This window comes from uncultured Veillonella sp., from assembly GCF_915069625.1.
Taxonomy (GTDB): Bacteria; Bacillota; Negativicutes; order Veillonellales; family Veillonellaceae; genus Veillonella.
In genome coordinates this window covers 1-19,649 of the sequence record NZ_CAJZFD010000011.1, presented here as the reverse complement: position 1 = coordinate 19,649, position 19,649 = coordinate 1, and the positions used below count along the sequence as shown (strand labels likewise).

The 19,649-nt window shown below is 37.8% G+C and carries 19 protein-coding genes; all 19 read left to right on the top strand.

Features of this window, described 5'->3' with window-relative positions; all coding sequences use genetic code 11:
• The first annotated feature begins 5 nt into the window (after positions 1 to 5).
• The 19 genes from scfB (at position 6) to QZ548_RS01190 (ending at position 19,424) form a co-directional block, all read left to right on the top strand.
• A complete protein-coding gene (scfB, locus tag QZ548_RS01280) occupies positions 6 to 1,415 on the top strand; it encodes a thioether cross-link-forming SCIFF peptide maturase (protein ID WP_295867512.1) in 1,410 nt (469 codons plus the stop codon).
• A 35-nt stretch (positions 1,416 to 1,450) separates the two neighbouring features.
• Positions 1,451 to 3,730: a carbamoyltransferase HypF gene (gene hypF, locus QZ548_RS01275; protein WP_295867509.1), complete on the top strand. Its 2,280-nt coding sequence runs from the start codon at positions 1,451 to 1,453 to the stop codon at positions 3,728 to 3,730.
• Positions 3,731 to 3,873: 143 nt separating this feature from the next.
• Entirely contained in the window at positions 3,874 to 4,125 is a 252-nt protein-coding gene (locus QZ548_RS01270) for a HypC/HybG/HupF family hydrogenase formation chaperone (RefSeq protein ID WP_005387071.1), read from the top strand.
• Entirely contained in the window at positions 4,085 to 5,203 is a 1,119-nt protein-coding gene (hypD, locus tag QZ548_RS01265; protein ID WP_295867506.1) for a hydrogenase formation protein HypD, read from the top strand. The genes QZ548_RS01270 and hypD overlap by 41 nt, the downstream gene beginning before the upstream one ends.
• 1 nt (position 5,204) lies before the next feature.
• Positions 5,205 to 6,212 (top strand): hydrogenase expression/formation protein HypE, encoded by a 1,008-nt coding sequence (gene hypE / locus QZ548_RS01260; RefSeq protein ID WP_119206290.1) that lies wholly within the window; start codon positions 5,205 to 5,207, stop codon positions 6,210 to 6,212.
• 254 nt (positions 6,213 to 6,466) lie between these two features.
• Complete coding sequence (locus QZ548_RS01255) at positions 6,467 to 6,913, top strand: hypothetical protein (RefSeq protein WP_005387067.1); 447 nt, start codon at positions 6,467 to 6,469, stop codon at positions 6,911 to 6,913.
• A 108-nt stretch (positions 6,914 to 7,021) separates the two neighbouring features.
• Positions 7,022 to 8,140, top strand: coding sequence for a hypothetical protein (locus QZ548_RS01250; RefSeq protein WP_295867500.1), 1,119 nt, complete (start codon positions 7,022 to 7,024; stop codon positions 8,138 to 8,140).
• 37 nt (positions 8,141 to 8,177) lie between these two features.
• On the top strand, positions 8,178 to 9,731 hold the full coding sequence (locus QZ548_RS01245; RefSeq protein ID WP_005387063.1) for an LptA/OstA family protein: 1,554 nt from the start codon (positions 8,178 to 8,180) through the stop codon (positions 9,729 to 9,731).
• 13 nt (positions 9,732 to 9,744) lie between these two features.
• Positions 9,745 to 10,608, top strand: coding sequence for a UTP--glucose-1-phosphate uridylyltransferase GalU (galU, locus tag QZ548_RS01240; protein ID WP_005387062.1), 864 nt, complete (start codon positions 9,745 to 9,747; stop codon positions 10,606 to 10,608).
• Positions 10,609 to 10,776: 168 nt separating this feature from the next.
• Positions 10,777 to 11,343 carry a hypothetical protein gene (locus tag QZ548_RS01235; protein WP_105088990.1) on the top strand — a complete coding sequence of 189 codons (567 nt, stop codon included), beginning with the start codon at positions 10,777 to 10,779 and terminating at the stop codon, positions 11,341 to 11,343.
• Between the two features lie 8 nt (positions 11,344 to 11,351).
• Positions 11,352 to 11,864 (top strand): biotin transporter BioY, encoded by a 513-nt coding sequence (locus QZ548_RS01230; protein ID WP_005387058.1) that lies wholly within the window; start codon positions 11,352 to 11,354, stop codon positions 11,862 to 11,864.
• A gap of 66 nt (positions 11,865 to 11,930) precedes the next feature.
• Positions 11,931 to 13,037 (top strand): thiolase family protein, encoded by a 1,107-nt coding sequence (locus tag QZ548_RS01225; RefSeq protein WP_295867494.1) that lies wholly within the window; start codon positions 11,931 to 11,933, stop codon positions 13,035 to 13,037.
• A 1-nt stretch (position 13,038) separates the two neighbouring features.
• Positions 13,039 to 14,334, top strand: a complete 1,296-nt coding sequence (locus QZ548_RS01220; RefSeq protein ID WP_295867492.1) for an AMP-binding protein — start codon at positions 13,039 to 13,041, stop codon at positions 14,332 to 14,334.
• Positions 14,335 to 14,361: 27 nt separating this feature from the next.
• Positions 14,362 to 15,360 (top strand): nucleoid-associated protein, encoded by a 999-nt coding sequence (locus tag QZ548_RS01215; protein ID WP_295867490.1) that lies wholly within the window; start codon positions 14,362 to 14,364, stop codon positions 15,358 to 15,360.
• Positions 15,361 to 15,440: 80 nt separating this feature from the next.
• A complete protein-coding gene (ybaK, locus tag QZ548_RS01210) occupies positions 15,441 to 15,932 on the top strand; it encodes a Cys-tRNA(Pro) deacylase (RefSeq protein WP_105088994.1) in 492 nt (163 codons plus the stop codon).
• Between the two features lie 9 nt (positions 15,933 to 15,941).
• Positions 15,942 to 16,667 carry a ribonuclease H family protein gene (locus tag QZ548_RS01205; RefSeq protein WP_295867488.1) on the top strand — a complete coding sequence of 242 codons (726 nt, stop codon included), beginning with the start codon at positions 15,942 to 15,944 and terminating at the stop codon, positions 16,665 to 16,667.
• 22 nt (positions 16,668 to 16,689) lie between these two features.
• Positions 16,690 to 17,613 (top strand): NAD-dependent epimerase/dehydratase family protein, encoded by a 924-nt coding sequence (locus QZ548_RS01200; RefSeq protein ID WP_105088996.1) that lies wholly within the window; start codon positions 16,690 to 16,692, stop codon positions 17,611 to 17,613.
• A 20-nt stretch (positions 17,614 to 17,633) separates the two neighbouring features.
• Entirely contained in the window at positions 17,634 to 17,912 is a 279-nt protein-coding gene (locus tag QZ548_RS01195) for a DUF1294 domain-containing protein (RefSeq protein ID WP_024065484.1), read from the top strand.
• Between the two features lie 84 nt (positions 17,913 to 17,996).
• Positions 17,997 to 19,424: a glucose-6-phosphate isomerase gene (locus tag QZ548_RS01190; RefSeq protein WP_295867486.1), complete on the top strand. Its 1,428-nt coding sequence runs from the start codon at positions 17,997 to 17,999 to the stop codon at positions 19,422 to 19,424.
• The last annotated feature ends 225 nt before the right edge of the window (positions 19,425 to 19,649 follow it).

The window sequence follows — 19,649 nt, the reverse complement described above, 5'->3', positions numbered from 1 at the left end:
GTACCATGTTAGAATTAAAACCAATGATCCATAAGTTTCGGATGAAGGATAACTATTACTGCTTAGATGTTAATAGTGGTATTATTCACGTTATCGACGAACTCATTGATAGAGTTCTTGACATATATGATGGCACTAATCGCGATGCAGTACATGCTGCATTAGATGCTAAAGAAGATGCAGTAGAACTTGATGAGATTATGGATGAGTTAGATGAGCTCATTAAAGCAGAGCAATTGTTTGCTCCGATGAGTACAGAGTTTAAACTTGTAGTAGGTGAAAAACCTATTGTTAAGGCATTATGCTTAAATATTGCTCATGATTGTAATTTAGCATGTAAATACTGTTTTGCCAGCCAAGGTGATTACGGCGGTGTAAAACGTGAATTAATGAGTTTTGATGTGGCGAAGCGTGCAGTGGACTTCCTCATTAAAATGAGCGGCCCTCGTCAACATTGTGAAATAGACTTCTTTGGTGGAGAACCTTTATTGAACTGGGATGTTGTTAAACAAACAGTTGAATATATTGAATCCATTCAAGAAAAGCACAATAAGATTTTCAAGCTTACATTGACTACAAACGGCATGCTCTTAACACAAGATAAAATCGACTATGTAAACGAACATAAGATGAGCCTTGTATTATCTTTGGATGGTCGTGAATCTGTACATAATGCGATGCGCCCTGTAGCTGGTAGTGGTGCTGAATCTTATAAATATATTGCTAAAAATCTTATCAATGCTGTAAAACAACGCCATGGCCTTGAATACTACGTACGTGGTACGTATACACATAAAAATTTAGACTTTACAAAAGACGTTATGGCTATGTCTGATCTTGGTTTCGAACATTTATCCATGGAGCCTGTAGTAGGTGAAGAAGGAGACTATGTACTTCGTGAAGAAGATTGGCCAGTTCTTGAAAAAGAATATGAAAAATTAGCAGATATTTACCTACAACGTCAATTGGAAGGTTGGGGCGAGAAGTTTAATTTCTTCCACTTCCGTATGGATTTATATCGTGGCCCATGTATGGCAAAACGCCTTCGCGGTTGTGGGGCAGGTCATGAATATATGGCAGTCGTACCTAATGGCGATATTTACCCATGTCACCAATTCGTAGGTAAAGATGGATATGTGCTTGGCAATGTATATGATGGTTTACAAAATACAGAAATTCCTAAAGATTTTCGTAATACACATGTATTTTCTAAACCAACTTGTGCTGAATGTTGGGCGAAATTCTTCTGTTCCGGTGGCTGTCATGCTAACAACATTACATTAGGTGGCGATTTAGAAACACCTTATGAATTTGGTTGCCGTTTACAAAAGAAACGTATTGAATGTGCTATTATGATTCAAGCCGAGCTAGAACAAGCTGGCATTGATGGCAGTATTCCTGTAGCATTAGGTTAATAGCCATTAATTCTCCGTCTATAGTAGGAGCTTATATGAAACAAAATAGTAATCAAACTATAGAACGCTGGGGAATTCGTTATACCGGTATAGTTCAAGGGGTCGGATTCCGGCCCCTTGTTTCTATGTGGGCACATTCCCTAGGGTTAACTGGTTTTGTTTATAATGATAGCCAAGGTGTTTACGTTGAGGTACAAGGTTGTGTTGGTGATTTACAGCTATTTTTAGATGCTATTCAAGATGACCGACCTAGACTGTGCCGTATTACAAGTCAAACAGTAGAACATCTAACTATAAAAAATAATGAAGTTGAGTTTTCTGTGGAGCCATCTCCTTTAGGGGAAGCAGTTAGCACCTTTATTAGTGCCGATACAGCGCCATGTGCTGATTGTCTTAAAGAACTACAACAGGACAAGCGTAGAAAAGAATATCCTTTTATTAATTGTACAAATTGTGGCCCACGATATACGATTATTAAATCTCTTCCCTATGATCGTGAACGAACGACGATGGACGAGTTTCCCATGTGTGAAGCTTGTAAGGCTGAATACGAAGATATAGAGGGGCGCCGTTATCGTGCTGAACCAAATGCTTGTGTTCAATGTGGTCCTTATTATACTTTATATAAACCTAATCGTACGGTTGTAGATACTGTAAATATATGGAATACTACCCGTGAATTAATCAATGAAGGTAGTATTATTGCTATAAAAGGGATAGGTGGCTACCACCTAGTTTGTGATGCTCGAAATGATGCGGCGGTCCAACGCTTGCGTAAGCGTAAGAATCGACCACATAAACCGTTAGCAATTATGGTAGGGTCCCTAGATACGGCAATTGAGCTTGTCCATCTTAGTGATGAAGAACTTGATGTTTTGACGGGAATGGAACGTCCTATTGTATTATTAAAAAGAAATCACGATAGCTTAGTCCATTTGAGTTCCCATGTAGCGCCAGATAATCATATGCTTGGCGTAATGTTACCATATACACCGATGCATGAGGTGCTATTGCCATCAGATGCGGCGTGGGTTATGACGAGTGGTAACCGTAGTGGTGATCCCGTTTTATATGATGATGATCAAGCATTTGAAGAGTTAGGGGCCGTTGCTGATTATTTCTTGGTTCACAATCGGCAAATTTATGCACCTCTCGATGACTCTGTTGTAACTGTTATTAATAATAAACCTAGATTTATTCGTCGTAGTCGTGGCTATGTACCAGAACCTATTCATTGTGAAATTTCAGGACAAAGTCCGATATTAGCTATGGGTAGTGATTTGAAAAATGCCTTTGCTGTGAATAAAGGTTCTGAAGTTCTGGTAGGACCGCATATTGGTGATCTACAAAATGCGTCTACTCATACAACTTTGGAGTGGACCATTGACCGATATGAGAAATTATTTTCTATACAACCAGAGAAAATAATTGTAGATAGTCATCCTCAATTTTTCTCTTCTCACTTAGGGGAGCGTATTGGTAAAAGTTCACAGATTTCTGTAATACCTATTCAACATCATCATGCTCATATTGCATCAGTAATGGCAGAACACAATCTAGAAGGTCCAGTTCTTGGTATTGCCATGGATGGAACAGGATATGGCCCAGATGGTAGCGTATGGGGCGGTGAATTTCTCCTTTGTAAAGGCAACCAATATCAACGATTAGCTCATATCCATGAAGCACCGTTACCAGGCGGAGAAAAAGCGGTTTCTGAGCCATGGCGTCAAGCCTTGTGGTATATCAGAAATTATTATGGTAATGATATTCCACCTGTCTACCAAGATTGGATGAAAAGGCTACCTAAAGGTTGGGAAATATTAGATAAAGCATTACAATCTACAATGCCTATGATTCAAGCAACGAGCTGTGGACGTTTATTTGATGCAGTAGGTTCTCTTTTAGGACTAGGTATGATTCATACCTATGATGCGCAAATTGCTATTGCATTAGAATCTTTATGTGGTGATGAAAAAGGCACATTGCTTGATTATAACTATAACGGGCGAATTCTTGATTTTACACCAACTGTTCAATCTATTATGGATGGTGTTTTTAAAGGTGAGTCTAGAGCGCATCTTGCAGCATCATTCCATAAAACTGTTGCCATTGCATTATGTGAAACTTCAGCGGATTTAATGGAGCGATATAACATTAGTGATGCGGCCATATCAGGCGGTGTATTTCAAAATCGCAAATTAGTAGAGTTAATATATCGCGCTTGGCATGTAGGCAATTTATATATGAATGAAGCTGTCCCTTCTAATGATGGGGGCTTAGCACTCGGCCAATTATGGATTGGTAATCAGAAATAGTTATATACTCTTGTAGCTAGTATCACTTAATAATTACTATTATTGTGATAAAATGATATTAGAAATATTTATATATAATGAGTTTGCTTACATAAGAGTAGACTCATAGAATTTGTTATTAAAGTAATATATAAGGAGATATTATGTGCTTAGCTGTACCAGCACAGTTAGTAGCTGTGAATGATGTTATTGGCACTGTTGAATTAACAGGCGCCACCCGTGACTGCAGCTTACTCCTCGTACCAGAGGCAAAGGTAGGGGACTGGTTGTTAGTCCATGCAGGTTTTGCTGTACAAATTGTTGATGAAGAAGAGGCACAAAAAACATTAGAGGCCTTTAAGGAGCTAGAAGAACTTGAAGAAGCTTACTTTGCAGGAAAAGCAGAACAGTGCTGATGCATTGTTAAAACGTATCAATGCTCTTCATAAGCCAGGAGAAACCGTAAGACTTATGGAAGTTTGTGGTACACATACTGTATCGATTTTCCGTGAAGGTCTTCGTCAGTTATTGCCAAGTGGCATTGAACTTGTTAGTGGACCCGGATGTCCTGTATGTGTAACAGATCAAACGTATATGGATAAGGCTTTGGCTTATGCTGAACGTGATGATGTTATTATTGCAACCTTTGGGGATATGTTAAAGGTGCCAGGTAGTTATAGCAGTCTTAGTGAAGCTCAAACAAAGGGTGCCCATATCCATGTAATTTATACCCCTTTAGAAGTGGTAGAACTTAGTAAGAAATACCCGGAAAAGAAAATCGTATTTTTAGCTATCGGCTTTGAAACGACTATTGCCGTTATTTGTGCAACTGTAAAAGCCGTTCATGCAGCAGGATTGAAGAATGTTTTCTTCCTTGTATCTCATAAATTAGTGCCTCCTGCATTGCGAGCTTTATTAGATAAACAAGAAGGTCATATTGATGGTTTTATTTTGCCGGGCCATGTGAGTGTTATTATCGGAGAAGAACCATACCGATTCTTACCTGAAGAATATCACATACCGTCTTGTATTGCTGGCTTTGATGGACTTGAGATTTTATCTGCTATAGCAAATATTTTAGAGCAACGTAAAACCGGTAATTTTGTGGTGGGTAATACCTATCATTCTGTAGTTATGCAGAAGGGGAATCCGGTAGCGCAAGCGATGATCAAAGAAGTATATGATGTATGTGATGATGCGTGGCGTGGTATCGGTGTTATTCCAAACTCTGGCTTAAGATTAAAGGATGCATATGCAGCCTATGATGTGGAACGTGCATTACCTATCCAGCTTGAAAAGCCTTCTCTTGATCCAAAAGGGTGCCAATGTGGTCGTGTATTGCAAGGGCTTATTAAGCCAAGTGAATGTCCATTATTTGGTAAAAGCTGTACTGCTGACCACCCTGTTGGTGCTTGCATGGTATCTGTAGAAGGTAGTTGTGCAGCGTGGTATAAATACGGTTATTCCAGTGGTGGATCGACGTGGGAGGATTAATATGGAACGAGTTCGCTTAGTCCATGGGAATGGCGGTCGATTTAGTCATGAATTGACCGAGCGTTTTATTTTGAAATACTTTACAAATGATTTATTGGCTCCTTTACATGATGGTGCTCAATTTCCCGTTACAGCAGGACGTATGGCGTTTTCTACAGATTCCTATGTAGTACAACCAACGTTTTTCCCTGGCGGTAATATTGGTAAATTAGCTGTCTGTGGTACTGTGAATGATTTAGCCATGAATGGTGCTATTCCACAATATTTGAGTTGTGGACTTATCTTAGAAGAAGGATTGGCTTTTGATGAGCTAGATGAAATTCTTCATACTATGTCGGATATGGCTAAAGCTGCAAATGTACAAATTGTTACAGGAGACACTAAGGTTGTTAAAAAGGGCGAGGTAGATAAAATCTACATAAATACAGCGGGGATTGGCATGATTCCGGAGGGGATTGATATTGGTCCGCATCGTGTGAAAGCGGGAATGGATATTATTTTATCTGGTGCTATTGGCGATCATTCTATTGCTGTTATGGGACAACGATTTGGATTGGATCTATCTGATGCGTTAAAAACTGACTGTGCTCCTTTAAATAACATGGTTCATGCTGTACTTGATAAAGTAGGTCCTCAAGTGGCTCTATTGCGAGATCCTACACGGGGTGGCTTAGGGACTGTTTTAAAAGAAATTGCAGATCAAAGCCAAGTGGGTATTAAGGTAGAAGAAGCGGCTATACCAATTCACGCCGAAGTACAATCTGTTTGTGATATTTTGGGATATGATCCGTTATATTTAGCAAATGAAGGAAAGGTTGTACTCGTAGTAGATCCATCCGTTACAGATGAAGTTCTATCTATTCTTCACAGCTTTGAAGAAGGTAAAGAATCGGTGCTAATTGGCAAAACATTAGATAAGAATATTGGTAAGGTTGGTTTGCAAACTGCTATTGGTGGTGTTCGCTTAATCGATTTGTTAGGTGAAGATCAAGTTCCTCGTATCTGCTAATTATATAATTGAGTTTCTCTAAGTCGTAAAGATATGTAAAGATAAGAACTATTTTAGGCCTATAGAGTATGAGTTAGACTTGATATTGACACTAATTCTTTATGATGGTAGCATTAAATTAAGTTGTGTAAAATTCATTGATTGTTCATCGGACTTTTATACAATGCTAGTATCTTTATGTGTAAGTTCTTATACTTTCACTAGAATCTATGTATAGAATTTGTTAAAATATAAGTATCTATAGGAGGCTTATTATGAAAAAGAAGATTATTACAGCTGTTCTAGGGATTTGTTTAACTACAACTGCATTTGGCGGTATCTTGACTACTCAAGCTGGCGGCCTTAGCAGTATTCTTGGCGGTGCAGCTAAAATTGGTGGTATCGGTATTGTTATCAACAAATTCGGTCCACAAATTGACTCTTTCTTGAATAAATTATTGAAACAAAATAACTTAAGCACAGAATATACAACTAAAGTTGTACCTATCATCAGTATTGGTACAAAAGGTTATATCGGTGCTGCTCAAGTTACTGGTCCTGCATCTAGCATTGAACAAGTTAAAGCCGTTGCCCAAGTAGAAGGTAGCTTTAACGGTATGGTTCGTGTTAAAGGTTTAGTACCTGTTGATAGCACAAACCCAGTTGGTGCATCTCGTGTTCAAGGCGTAGGTGTATCTGCGATTATCGATTTGAAAATTTAATGGCCACTGAGCATATAAAATAGTAGACTCAGGGAATAAGCACGGTCTTAGGCCCGTGCTTATTCTGTTGTATAACAGTTATACATTAGATACGTTGTGGAGGAATTTATGAAGAAGCAAGTACTTACACTTTTAATGGCATCCTTGATTTCAGGCACTGCATTTGCTGCTCCTGGCACAGTTACAGAGAAAACAAATGTTTTGGAAACTACTGTATATGGTGCAGTACAAGATGGTGCTGTAGTGGACCGCATTAATCAACTTGATGAAACCGTGTATGGTACTGGTTTCAATGGCAATTCTGCTACATTGAGCAAACGTGTTGATTCCCTCTATAACTCCGTAGAAGGTAGTGGCACAAACATTTCTTTGCGCGAAGAAATGGATGCGCTTGAATATACATATCAAAATAGCATTAACGCAGGTTCTCTTGTAGATCGCGTAGAAAAGATGGAACGTAGCGTTAATGGTCGTATTGGTAGCGGCTCTTTACAAAAACGTATCATTTCTTTGAAAACAAAAGTATATGGTAGCAATGTAACGCTTACTAACCAAGTTGGTACATTAGCTGGCAACCAAGTCTTCAAAGTTACCTTGAATGACGCTGTTTCTTCTAAAACTAGCCATGAAGGCGACACTGTTGCTTTCACAGTAGCTGAAAATGTAATGGATGGCAATGTGTTATTGGTACCTGCAGGTACAGTAGGATCTGGTACAATTACATCCTTGAAAAAGGCTCGTTCCTTTGGTCGTAATGGTGTATTAGACATCACATTTGACACAATCCCTGCTATTGATGGTACTGAATTTACTGCAGTACAAGGTAAAGAAGCTAAGGATAAAACTCGCAGTGAAGTTAAAGCAGCTGGTGCATCCGTAGCTGGTGCTGTTTTACTTGGACCAGTAGGCTTAGTAGGTGGTGCCTTTGTTAAGGGTAAAAATATTGAATACCCTGCTGGTGCAACCATTTATGTACAACCTCAAGATTCTGTTACAATTCAAGGTCTTGTAATTGGTGGTGATGGTTTGGCTCACAGTGATGATGAATTGGCTGAAGCAGTAACTGTACCTAATACGGCTGATGAATCTGAAGGGACTGTAGACACTAATGAAGCAGCTGTTGATGAAAATGAAACAACAACAGAGGAACCAGCAGCAGTAGAAGAACAAGAAGAACCGGTAGAAAATGTTTCTCAACCTATCGTAGTTGTAAAGCGTAATCAATAATTAACAAATTCTTAAAGCAAGAGGAGTTCTAGTAACCATGAGGAAACGTAAAGTACAATGGCTGGCAGCGGCTTGTGTTTTTTGTTTAGCACAACCAGTATGGGCCGCTACGGAGTCAACCACGGTATATCAAGATCAATTGGATAGCGTTGATCAATCCTATCTTGGAGAAATCTCTAAAGCATCTACACCTGAAAATAGTAATATCCGTGTTGTACGTCGTGGTGAAAAGGCAAAGTCTGATCAACCTACAGAACAATTGCCGACTCGTATTGATGCAGATAAAATGTCCTATACTGGGTCCACTGGTGATGTATATGCACAAGGTGATGTAGTAGTGACTCAAGGTAATCAAACCTTGATGGCACCACGTATAGAAGGTAATACAAAAACTACAGAATACCGTACTGTTGGTGGGTATCGCTTTTTGGAAAATGGCGGTAAAACAAAGGATATTACAGGTCAAAATATGACATATCGGACTAGTGACCGTCATTTTACAGCTGACCAAGCGTTTGGTTGGAATGATCCTTACTATGTGAAGGGGCAAAATGCTACATTTGATGGTGAAACTGGTCATATGGATAAAGGCATGGTTACCACAAAACATGCGATGGCCTTTAAACATACACCAGATTATCGTGTAGAAGGTCAAGATATCAAGGTGTATCCTGGCGATAAAGTCATTATTAAAAAACCGTCTTTCTACATTAAAAACTTTAAGGTTTTATCTTTACCTTCTTATACAGCGTCCTTGCGTCATGATAAAGAAGGAAAATTCAGTATATTCTCATTAGTTCCAAAGCCTACATATAGTAGTGATGATGGACTTGGCTTGCATGGTAGTACTGATTATCCAATTGGTAAGCATGGTGAAGCTTATATCGATTATCGCTGGTATTCAAAATCAGGCTTTAAACCAAAAGTTGGTTATAGACACTACTTGCCTTGGGCTACTGCGTCAATTGGGTACAGTAAAGAATCTAATGAATATAATGATGAAACGGTATGGGTTGAAAAGATTGGTGAGGCCCGTTTAGATACTCATACGTATCATGTGGGTAAATCACCAGTAACTGTACGCGGTGGCGTTAATGCCGGTTATTGGAAAGAAGGTTCTGTAAAAGGTTCCCATAAGGAATACTATACAGAAATATCTCATGATCCAATTAAGCTTGGCAAAAATGCCGATTTACGCTTCTTGGGCGGTTACCAACGCGACTACTATGGTTACGATGGCACGATTCGTAGCATGCCTTACTGGGGCGCTAGATTCCGCTCTAAAGTGGGAAATCGTGCTAATGTATGGGTTAGCTATAATCAACGTAATATTTCTTATAATAACTCTCCATATCGATTTGATACTACAGAGCTTCCTAAAGAGCTCATCTATGGCGGTAACTATAAATTGACTCGCTTAGATGATGTGTCTGTAAGTGTTAAAACAAATATGATGAGTGGTCAGATAGACTCTGTATATTATACATGGCATCGTGATTTACATTCCTTTGACTTGTACTTAACTTATAAGGATGCACATAGAAGCAATAATGATCAATGGAAAATCAAATTTGTTGGCAAAGACTTTTAATTAGGAGATAACTATGCAACGTATTAGAAAAGCCGTTATTCCAGCAGCTGGCTTTGGTACACGCTTCTTACCAGCTACTAAAGCACAACCAAAGGAAATGCTTCCTATCGTGGATACACCTGCTATCCAATATATTGTAAAAGAAGCATTAGATTCTGGTATTGAAGAGATCCTAATCATTACAGGCCGTAATAAACGCGCTATTGAAGATCATTTTGATAGCAGTGTGGAACTAGAATTGCTTTTACAAAGCCAAGGTAAAAATAAACAATTGGCTATGATTAAAGACTTAGCAGATATTAAAGTTCACTTTATTCGTCAAAAAGCTCCTCGTGGTCTTGGCGATGCTGTACTATGTGCAAAAGCCTTTATTGGTGATGAACCATTTGCTGTATTGCTTGGTGATGATATTGTATATAATCCTGAAAATCCATGCCTTAAACAGTTAATTGAGTGTTACGATGAACATCCTGGTATTATCTTAGGGGCTCAATTTGTACCTGAGGATAAAGTTAGCTCTTATGGCATTGTATCTGGTGAAGCATTAGCGGATAATTTATATCGCGTTCATAATTTGGTAGAAAAACCAAAAAAAGAAGATGCACCATCTAGACTAGCAGTATTAGGTCGTTACATTTTAACGCCAGATATTTTCAATATTTTAGAAAATACAAAACCAGGCGTAGGTAATGAAGTTCAATTAACTGATGCTCTAGCAGCATCTAAAACCGATACGTATGCATTAGCTTATGAAGGTATTCGTTACGATACAGGCGATAAATTAGGTTACTTGAAAGCTACTGTTGAGTATGCCCTTCGTAATGAAGAGTTAGGTGAGAACTTCAAAGCATATTTGAAAGAACTAGACCTTAAATAGTGAAGCTATATATGTATATAAGAAAGAACCTGTGGATGTTACCATAGGTTCTTTTAATTGGTAGCGATATTTTTGCATTATTGTCAACAAATCGGATGTGATTTTGTTGACTAATAAAATAATGTTGATTATAATCAATTTATTGAATAAATAAAGGACTGTGATTATATGAGATCGCTCTTTACAACATTGTGTAATAATGATTTTGGATTACCAGGGCATAGTGTTATTAAGCATATGCATTATGATGCTTCGGGTAGTGATCAATCTATCTGTGGTATTTTATATCAAGTTGCTAAAACTACTACGGTTGGTATTCTAGATAAATCAGGCTTTTTAATTGTTGATTTACGACCGGTACCGAAACATTTTCGTATCCGTTCTACAATTCATCAAGAGAAAAACGACCGTACTATATCTTTTTCTAAGGACGATATAATACGATTTGTAAACGATATTAATGATACTAATGAGATTCATCGAGAAGCACCCTATGTGGTACCGGGTTGTATGATTCTAGAAAATTTATGGAATTATTGGAATATTAGTAAATCTGCGCAGCAGATGGCTATTTATTTTCATGCACCCGTTATTGCAGATGATCAGGTAACTTTGGTGGAAAATTCTGAAGATGCTCAAGTAGAAGGGTATATAGGTGATACATTAGCTTTTTCGGCTACTTTTTTTGGTGAAAATGAAGATTTAACATCTTTAAAACAAAGATGTATTAGTTAGAGGTAATTATGGAAGCAAGACGTTTAACAAAAATGGCTTTATTAACAGCCTTATTATGTATTTCAGCATATATTTCTTTCCCATTGCCATTTAGTCCGGCCATGGTAACTGCATTGACTTTGGTGGCTACATTAACAGGTCTATTATTGCAACCAAAGGATGCATTTATTGTATTTATCATTTACGTTTTACTTGGTGCTGTAGGTTTACCAGTATTCGTTGGTGGCACAGCAGGTCTTGGTAAATTATTAGGACCAACAGGGGGCTTTATCTTCTCTTGGCCAATAGCTTATACATTATTAAGCGTATTCAAAGGTTCTAAGAAGAGCTTTTTCTCTTATGCATGGCGTTCTCTTGTAATTACTATTCCTGTAGTATATCTATTTGGCGTTGCAGGCTTTATGATTGTAACAAAAACTGAACTTTGGGCGGCATTGCCTGTAGTAATGTTCCCATTCATTCCTGGGGATATTGTAAAATGTCTCGTTGCTTCTTGGTTAGCAACTAAAATTAAAATTTAGAATGTAATAATGAAAAGAGGCATTCCTTGGGATGCCTCTTTTCTGCATTTTCTTATAGGAGCTAATATGTCAGTATATATTCATGGTGGGCTTAGAATACCTATAGGCGTATTAAATGGACAATATAGAAATATGAGACCTGAAATGTTAGGAGCTCAACTCATTAATGAATTAATCAATCGTTATGATATTTCACAAGTGGATGGGATCTTTTGTGGTAATGCAGTTGGTACAGGTGGGAATATTGGTCGCCTTATGGGGCTCATGACTAATTTACCGAATTCTGTTCCTGCGATTACCGTAGATATGCAATGTGCATCAGCCTTGATGAGTATTGAGATGGCCTATACACATATTGCATCAGGTGTTATGGATTCGGCTATTGCTGGTGGTATTGAAAGTTCTTCATTACAGCCCGATAGGATGTATGCAGCTGGTGATAATCGTGAAGGCCTATATAAGGTTGCTCAGTTTAGCCCTAACGATTGTTCTCCTCTAGCTATGTTAGAAGGGGCAGAGAGGACGATTCAAAAACATAATGTACTCAAGGAAGATTTATATCCCTATATTATTGGTAGTCACAAACGCGCTTCTGAAGCTTTAAATAATCCGCATTTGAAATCTTACATTATGCCTATTACCATCGATGGAAAAGCATGTGTAGATGAATGTATTCGCCCTAAGATGAATGAGAAACTATTATCACGTATGAAGCCTTTATTAGGACCTAATTCCATTACAAATGCAGGCAATGCTTGTTTAACTCATGATGGCGCGGCTTTTGTATATGTATCTAATGAAAAAGGGCCATTTAGAATTCATAGTATCATGCCTTGGGCTGGAAATCCTCAGTTTAGTCCAGAAGGTGCTCTTGAAAGTACTAAAGCTATTTTAAAACAGACAGATTTAACTATGGATGATATGGACGTGGTGGAATGGAATGAAGCCTTTGCCATTATTGATGCTCTCTTTGAGAAGTCCTACCCTGATCATATGGGGAAATATAATATGCTTGGTGGTGCATTAGCCTATGGACATCCTTATGGTTGCTCTGGGGCTATTTTAGCTCTTCATTGCATGGCTGCTTTAGAATCCTGTAATGGTCGATACGGTTTGTGTGCTATTGCCGGCGCAGGCGGTACAGGAACTGCCTTAATTATGGAACGAATGTAAAATGACAATTATTGAACGTTTACGACAATATAAAGAATTAGATCCTCACAAGATTGCTCTAATTATAGATGATAAAAAGTATACATATGGTGGTTTGTATGATGCTATTTTATCCATAGATATTAATGATACTAGTCGTATAGTAAATGTTGCTCAAACTAAAGAATCACCGAAATATATAGTTGCTTTAATTCAGAGTCAATCATTTGTGGAACAACTTGTACAGTGGTTGGGGGCATTGTATACAGGTTATATTCCTATGGTATGCCATAACGAGATGGATACAGAGTATGTAGAGGAATTGGCTCGTATTATAGCATATAAAGGGGTAGCACCTTTAGCTGATTTTGGTGTACTTACGTCTGGAACTACTGGGCGTCCAAAACCTTTGTGGCGTAGTGAGAGCTCGTGGAGAGAGTTCTTTGATATCCAAAATGATATTTTTCATATAAACAAAGATACAAAAATATTCTTACATGGAAGCTTTAGTTTCACCGGTGTTAGTAATATGGTTATCGGTGTGCTGTGGGCTGGTGGAACAGTGATTACAACGAGTACATTACGTCCAAATCGATGGATACAGCTTATTAAGAAATATCATGTGGACCATATATATGCATTACCTACAAAATTACGATTATTAGTACGTCATTGCAAAAGTAAACTAGACTCTATTAACTATATCATCGCAGGATCTCAAGTATTGGATCGACAGTTGATGAAACAGCTAGAACTAATATGTCCAAACATGGAGTTTATTCTCTATTATGGTGCATCTGAGCTTAACTATATAACCTATTGTACAGGTAAAGAGTGGTTAGATAGAGAAGGTACTGTGGGAAGACCGTTTCCATCTGTTAAAATTACAGAGGCTGATGATGTTATTTATGTAACGACAAAATTTCATATTGAAGGGATTCCGGATACTTATACTGTAAATGATTGTGGCTATATTGATAAAGATGGATACCTTATGTTTAGCGGACGACAAGGTGATGTCATCAATAAAGGGGGATATAAAATTTCTATTCCTGAAATGGAATCGTATTTACAATCCTTACAGGGCGTTTCTGAAGTCGCTGTTATTACGATTAATGATGATATACGCGGGGAAGATTTTGTTGCTTATGTAGTATTAGAGGATAATGCTGAATTAAGTGAAATTATAGAACGGATTCATCATGAAAGACCTTCTGTAGAGTGGCCAAAAACAATGTTACAGATTCCTATGTTACCCCTTACAGAATGTTCAAAAGTTGATAAACGAAAGCTAAAAGAGTGGTATAATAAAGGGTAATCGTTTTTTCTATAAAAAGGAGGCATCATGCAGATTAATAAGGCTGCGCTAGAGATTTTTGACTTTACGTCCTCTTTAGCCGTATATTCTGAACATGAACTAAAGGTTGGCGATCAAGCTATACAAGATTATATTGCTAATCATGTAGCTAAGGCTTTCAAAGATCCAGGCGCTAGAACAGGTACCTTACATGATGCAAGTCCATTTGGTAAACAGCTGGTGGAATATAAAAAGGGAGACCTCAAGTTTATAGATTTATCTAAGAATTTAGGTGAAAGCTTGTTTACCTATATGAAACAAGCAACGGACTCCGTAGTTATCGATACGATTATTTGTGAAGCTGTTACAGATACGACTTATATTTGTATTCTTTTGTGCCAAGCTCATGATGCTTTTACACATCAACTATTTAGTGAAGATGATGGCAGCTTAGCCACAGAACTTGTTTCTCATAAGGCTGTGTTGCCGATGCCATCACAGAAATTGCGAGCTTTTGCATCTATTAATCTACTTGATTTTAGTGTTCGCATTTTTGAACCTAAAGGTGAATTTGATGGTGAAGTATCCTATATTTTAGCCGATAAGGTATTACAATTAGGTACTAATCAGTCCTCCCGAGATACAGTGAAAAAGGTAAAAGCTATTGTAGATAAGGTGGCTCAAGCCCATGAGTCAGATGGTGTCGTTGAATTGACGATTGCAAAGTCTATGATTGCGAAAAATGCAGAAGTATCTGATACAGTAGATCCTGTTCGCATTGTGGAAGAGGTATTTAAAGCCAATCCTGTTCAACAAGAGGCGGCTAAGAAAGAATTAGCTGATGCTGATATGATGAGGCCTCTACCTGTTAATCGAGAGTTTGCTACGAAGGTTGGTGAACATCATAAGATTAAAACCGATACGGGCATTGAAATTTCTTTTCCTGTAGAGTATATGAAAAATCGCGAGTTCATTGAAATCAAAACTAATGATGATGGAACCTTGCGTATTGAACTAAAAAATATTAATAAAATCGTAAATAAATAGTAATGAAAAATATATTTATCGATAGAAATATATTATGGTATGATTAAATTTATTTGTTATGCTAGTATATGGAGGTTATAGTGGGTAAAGAGAAACATAAAAAAACAAATGCATTACGTATTTTAGATACTCATAAGATACCTTATAGTATTAGCGAATATGAGTGGTCTGAAGAGCGTGCTGCAGGCCTTCATGTAGTAGAAGCTTTAGGACTCGATGAAAAACAAGTCTTTAAAACACTAGTTGGTAAGGGCGATAAAACAGGGTTTGTAGTATTCTGTATTCCAGTGGCTGAAGAGCTAGATATGAAACAAGCGGCTCGTGTCAGTCATAATAAGTCTGTAGAACTGGTTCATGTTAAGGACTTACTAGGTATTACCGGATACTTACGGGGCGGATGTTCTCCAGTGGGGATGAAAAAATCGTTTCCTACCTATTTTGATGCCACAATGGAACCTCAAGAGTTTGTATATGTAAGCGCTGGTCTACGAGGCATGCAGATGAAGGTAAATCCAAAGGATTTGGCCTCTGTTGTAAATGCTGAATTTGTAGTACTTACAATGGATCATTAAGAGGTACGTATGGCAAAGAAGTTTTATGCAGTTCGTCAAGGCCGTGTACCAGGAGTTTATACTACCTGGGCTGACTGTGAGAAACAGGTAAAGGGTTTTGGCGGTGCTATCTACAAATCTTTCTCTACAGAAGCAGAAGCACGTGCCTTTGTAGATGATTCAGGATTATCCTTGAGTGATTTTATGAGTGCTAAACGGAGCGAACCTAAATCGCCACAAGCAGTTAAGTCTAAATCTATGAATTCTAGACCTATAGGATTTAGTTCTAAAGTTCAAAATAAGGTATCTCCAAATGTGGTGAAACCAGATTTTACTAAGGCCGACCATATTATTGCTTATATTGATGGTAGTTATAATAAAGGTACCAATACAGTTGGTGCTGGTGGCGTTATCTTCTTGAATGGGTCTAAGAAGACTTTTTCATTTCCTTCTAATGATGAACGATATACATCATTTTGGAATGTAGCTGGTGAGCTACTAGCTGCTATGTATGTTATGAAATATGCCGTTGATCATGGTATTCCAGAATGTTCCCTATATTATGATTATATGGGGATTGAAATGTGGGCTACTAAACGATGGAAACGCAATAATGCACTGACTCAATTTTATGCTGCGTTTTATGACTCTATAAAAGACCGTGTGCGCGTACACTTTCACAAGGTAGCTGCTCATACGGGTGATACATATAATGAAATGGCTGATGTACTAGCCAAACAAGGCGCGGGAATTTAACTTTCTCAGAAAGGAGGGTGTTATGAATATATGTGTTACAGGTGGAGCCGGTTTTATTGGTTCCCATCTCGTTGATCGATTAATTGAATTGGGGCACAATGTGCTCGTTATAGATAATTTATCTACAGGTATGCGTTCTTTTGTACATGATTCTGCTCAATTTATTGAGATGGATGTACGAGATCCAAAATTATTATCTGTTTTTGAAGAGTTTAAGCCCTCTATTGTATTTCATGAGGCTGCTCAAACTATGGTTCAATCCTCTATGGAGAATCCAAGTTATGACTGTGATGTTAATTTGTTAGGGCTTATTAATGTACTTGATGCCTGTCGTAAGGTGAAAGTTGAACAATTCTTAATGCCTTCTTCGGCTGCTGTGTATGGGGACTTAGCAGTATTACCATTGACAGAAGAACTAAGTGGTATGCCATCATCCTTCTATGGTTTGACTAAGCTTACTGCAGAAGGGTATTTACGTATCTATCGTGAAGCTTTCGGGTTAAATACAGTATGCTTTAGATATGCCAATGTATATGGTCCACGTCAAGGTGATGGTGGTGAAGGTGGCGTTATTAGTATTTTCAATCGTTTAATCGTTGAAGGTAAGCCTTTAACCGTATATGGTGATGGGGAACAAACAAGAGACTTCATTTATGTAGAAGATGTGGTAGAAGCTAATATTAAGGCTATGGGCAATACTAGCTGTACAGGTATTTATAACGTGTCTACCAATACGGGAACATCTGTTAATGAGTTGATTACACGATTCAGATCTATTAGTGGTGCTGATTTTATGGTTCATTATGAAGACGAACGCATAGGGGATATCAAACATTCACGTTTAAGTAATGCAAAGGCAGAACGTGATTTTGGATTTGTAGCTTCAACAACATTAGATGAAGGCTTACAAAAAACATTAGAATATTTTAAAGCTCATCATAAGTAAGGTATATAAGGTTTGGGGACATGAGTGATACACAATTCTGGGTTACTGTAGGGCTATGGAATCTAATTGTATTTAGCATGTATGGATATGATAAGCTATGTGCTATTAAGGGGTATAATCGGATTTCAGAGTTCACATTATTATTTTTAGCATTTGCCTTTGGCGGCCTTGGTGCGCTATTGGGCATGGTTATTTGGCGTCATAAGACTTTAAAGCTTAAGTTTAAACTAGCTATCCCTATTGCATTGTTATGGTCTGTTTATGCAGTGGGGTTTGGTTATGGTTTGTGGGTGAATTGATTGCATAAACTAATATTTTATTCATTGTTTTATGGTATAATGAGTAGAATATTGTACATAAAATGTCAGTGAAGGAGATATTTGATGTTGCGATTACAATCGGGGTTCGAGTTAGATTACGCTAACATATATAATGAAAGTTGCATACAAGAACGAGACGTAAAAAACTTTGAGCGTGCTATACAAAATGTTTGGCGCCACACCAATATTTTACGCTCTACAGGCTTTGAAGAAGGCCATGTTTCCAAGGACGGCTTGCCTGAACCGGTATTGTTTTACCAACTTCCTTATATTTCTGAAGATGGTATTAATACACCTGCAATGCTAAAACGTCTTTATGAATTGAGGGACTATGCTCGCCATAATATTGATACAGTTGTATCTGTAGGTATTGGTGGTTCTTATTTGGGTAGTAAGGTTATTTTTGATGTTCAATGTGGTGCATTTTGGAATAATCTTAGTACAGAAGAACGCAACGGATATCCACGGATGTATTTTGCTGGATTTAACGTGGATGGTGATTATTTATCAGGCCTTATTCGTACCTTAGAGTATCAAGCTCAGAAAAAAGGACCCGACTATAAGGTGATGCTCGTTATCACCTCTAAGTCTGGCTCTACTATCGAACCAATGGCTAATTTCATGATTTTGGAAAAAGCATTACAAGATCTGAATATAAATTATGAAGTAGTAGCTGTTACCGATACGTCTGATGATGAACATCCTACAGTTCTACGTTCTATGGCACTAGAAAATCATTGGAAAACCTATAGTATTCCTTATGGTGTAGGTGGCCGTTTCTCTGTGTTTACAGAGGTTGGTTTTGTAACAGCGGCTCTTGTGGGCTTTGATATTGAGGGGTTCTTAGCTGGTGCAGCTTCAATGGATGCTGCTTGCCAAGAAGAGGATATTTTCAAAAATCCTGCTTTATTAAGTGCATTGCTAAAATATATTGCGTCCGAACGTTATGGTCGTATTATTGAGGTGTTTATGCCTTATGGGGAAGCTCTTCATTCCTTATCTGATTGGTATGTACAGCTATTGTCCGAATCGTTAGGTAAGATGAGTAATACATGCTTACCTTATGGTCGTACACCAGTTGCGGCAGTAGGAACTATGGATATGCATGCTCAAGTACAAGAGCATCAAGAAGGTCGCCTTAATAAGGTCGTTCAATTTATTAAGGTTAAAGAGTGGCAACATAATCTCGTAGTGCCTAATACACATAGTCAATATGAACGATTGCAAGCACTTGGTAATGTAGGCATTTGTGATATTCTCAATATTGCATTAGATGCTAATAGAGAGGCTTTATCTAGTGACAATCGCTTTAATATGACGATAACTGTACCAACATTAAATGCATTCCATTTAGGGGAAATTATGTTTATGCATTGTTGGGCCGTGTATTTTGAATCGATTTTAGCTGGTGTTGATGCCTTTGATCAACCTGGTGTTGAAGTTTATAAACGGTTGATTGGTCCAAAACTTCAAGCTATGAAAAAACAATAAGTGTTATCATAAATTATATGATTTGTAAAGGACACTAATAGTCACGGGGGTGACTATTAGTGTCCTATTTTTATGTAGATTTGTGTTGCATACTGATACTAGATAGACATTTTAACTCAACTATGTGAAAGGAGTCCTGATGAATGAACATACAGGAACGTTTACGAGAAAAATTGTATTCTTATGTGACTCAATGTAAACGATATAAGAAGGGTATAGGTATAT

Bases quoted from the DNA above. Each gene is read 5' to 3' on its own strand.
- scfB (WP_295867512.1), top strand. From the start codon at position 6: ATGTTAGAATTAAAACCAATGATCCATAAGTTTCGGATGAAGGATAAC.
- QZ548_RS01195 (WP_024065484.1), top strand. From the start codon at position 17,634: ATGAGTGATACACAATTCTGGGTTACTGTAGGGCTATGGAATCTAATT.
- QZ548_RS01215 (WP_295867490.1), top strand. From the start codon at position 14,362: ATGCAGATTAATAAGGCTGCGCTAGAGATTTTTGACTTTACGTCCTCT.
- QZ548_RS01205 (WP_295867488.1), top strand. From the start codon at position 15,942: ATGGCAAAGAAGTTTTATGCAGTTCGTCAAGGCCGTGTACCAGGAGTT.
- QZ548_RS01225 (WP_295867494.1), top strand. From the start codon at position 11,931: ATGTCAGTATATATTCATGGTGGGCTTAGAATACCTATAGGCGTATTA.
- QZ548_RS01245 (WP_005387063.1), top strand. From the start codon at position 8,178: ATGAGGAAACGTAAAGTACAATGGCTGGCAGCGGCTTGTGTTTTTTGT.
- QZ548_RS01270 (WP_005387071.1), top strand. From the start codon at position 3,874: ATGTGCTTAGCTGTACCAGCACAGTTAGTAGCTGTGAATGATGTTATT.
- hypF (WP_295867509.1), top strand. From the start codon at position 1,451: ATGAAACAAAATAGTAATCAAACTATAGAACGCTGGGGAATTCGTTAT.
- QZ548_RS01255 (WP_005387067.1), top strand. From the start codon at position 6,467: ATGAAAAAGAAGATTATTACAGCTGTTCTAGGGATTTGTTTAACTACA.
- QZ548_RS01200 (WP_105088996.1), top strand. From the start codon at position 16,690: ATGAATATATGTGTTACAGGTGGAGCCGGTTTTATTGGTTCCCATCTC.
- hypE (WP_119206290.1), top strand. From the start codon at position 5,205: ATGGAACGAGTTCGCTTAGTCCATGGGAATGGCGGTCGATTTAGTCAT.
- QZ548_RS01220 (WP_295867492.1), top strand. From the start codon at position 13,039: ATGACAATTATTGAACGTTTACGACAATATAAAGAATTAGATCCTCAC.
- QZ548_RS01230 (WP_005387058.1), top strand. From the start codon at position 11,352: ATGGAAGCAAGACGTTTAACAAAAATGGCTTTATTAACAGCCTTATTA.
- galU (WP_005387062.1), top strand. From the start codon at position 9,745: ATGCAACGTATTAGAAAAGCCGTTATTCCAGCAGCTGGCTTTGGTACA.
- QZ548_RS01235 (WP_105088990.1), top strand. From the start codon at position 10,777: ATGAGATCGCTCTTTACAACATTGTGTAATAATGATTTTGGATTACCA.
- QZ548_RS01250 (WP_295867500.1), top strand. From the start codon at position 7,022: ATGAAGAAGCAAGTACTTACACTTTTAATGGCATCCTTGATTTCAGGC.
- QZ548_RS01190 (WP_295867486.1), top strand. From the start codon at position 17,997: ATGTTGCGATTACAATCGGGGTTCGAGTTAGATTACGCTAACATATAT.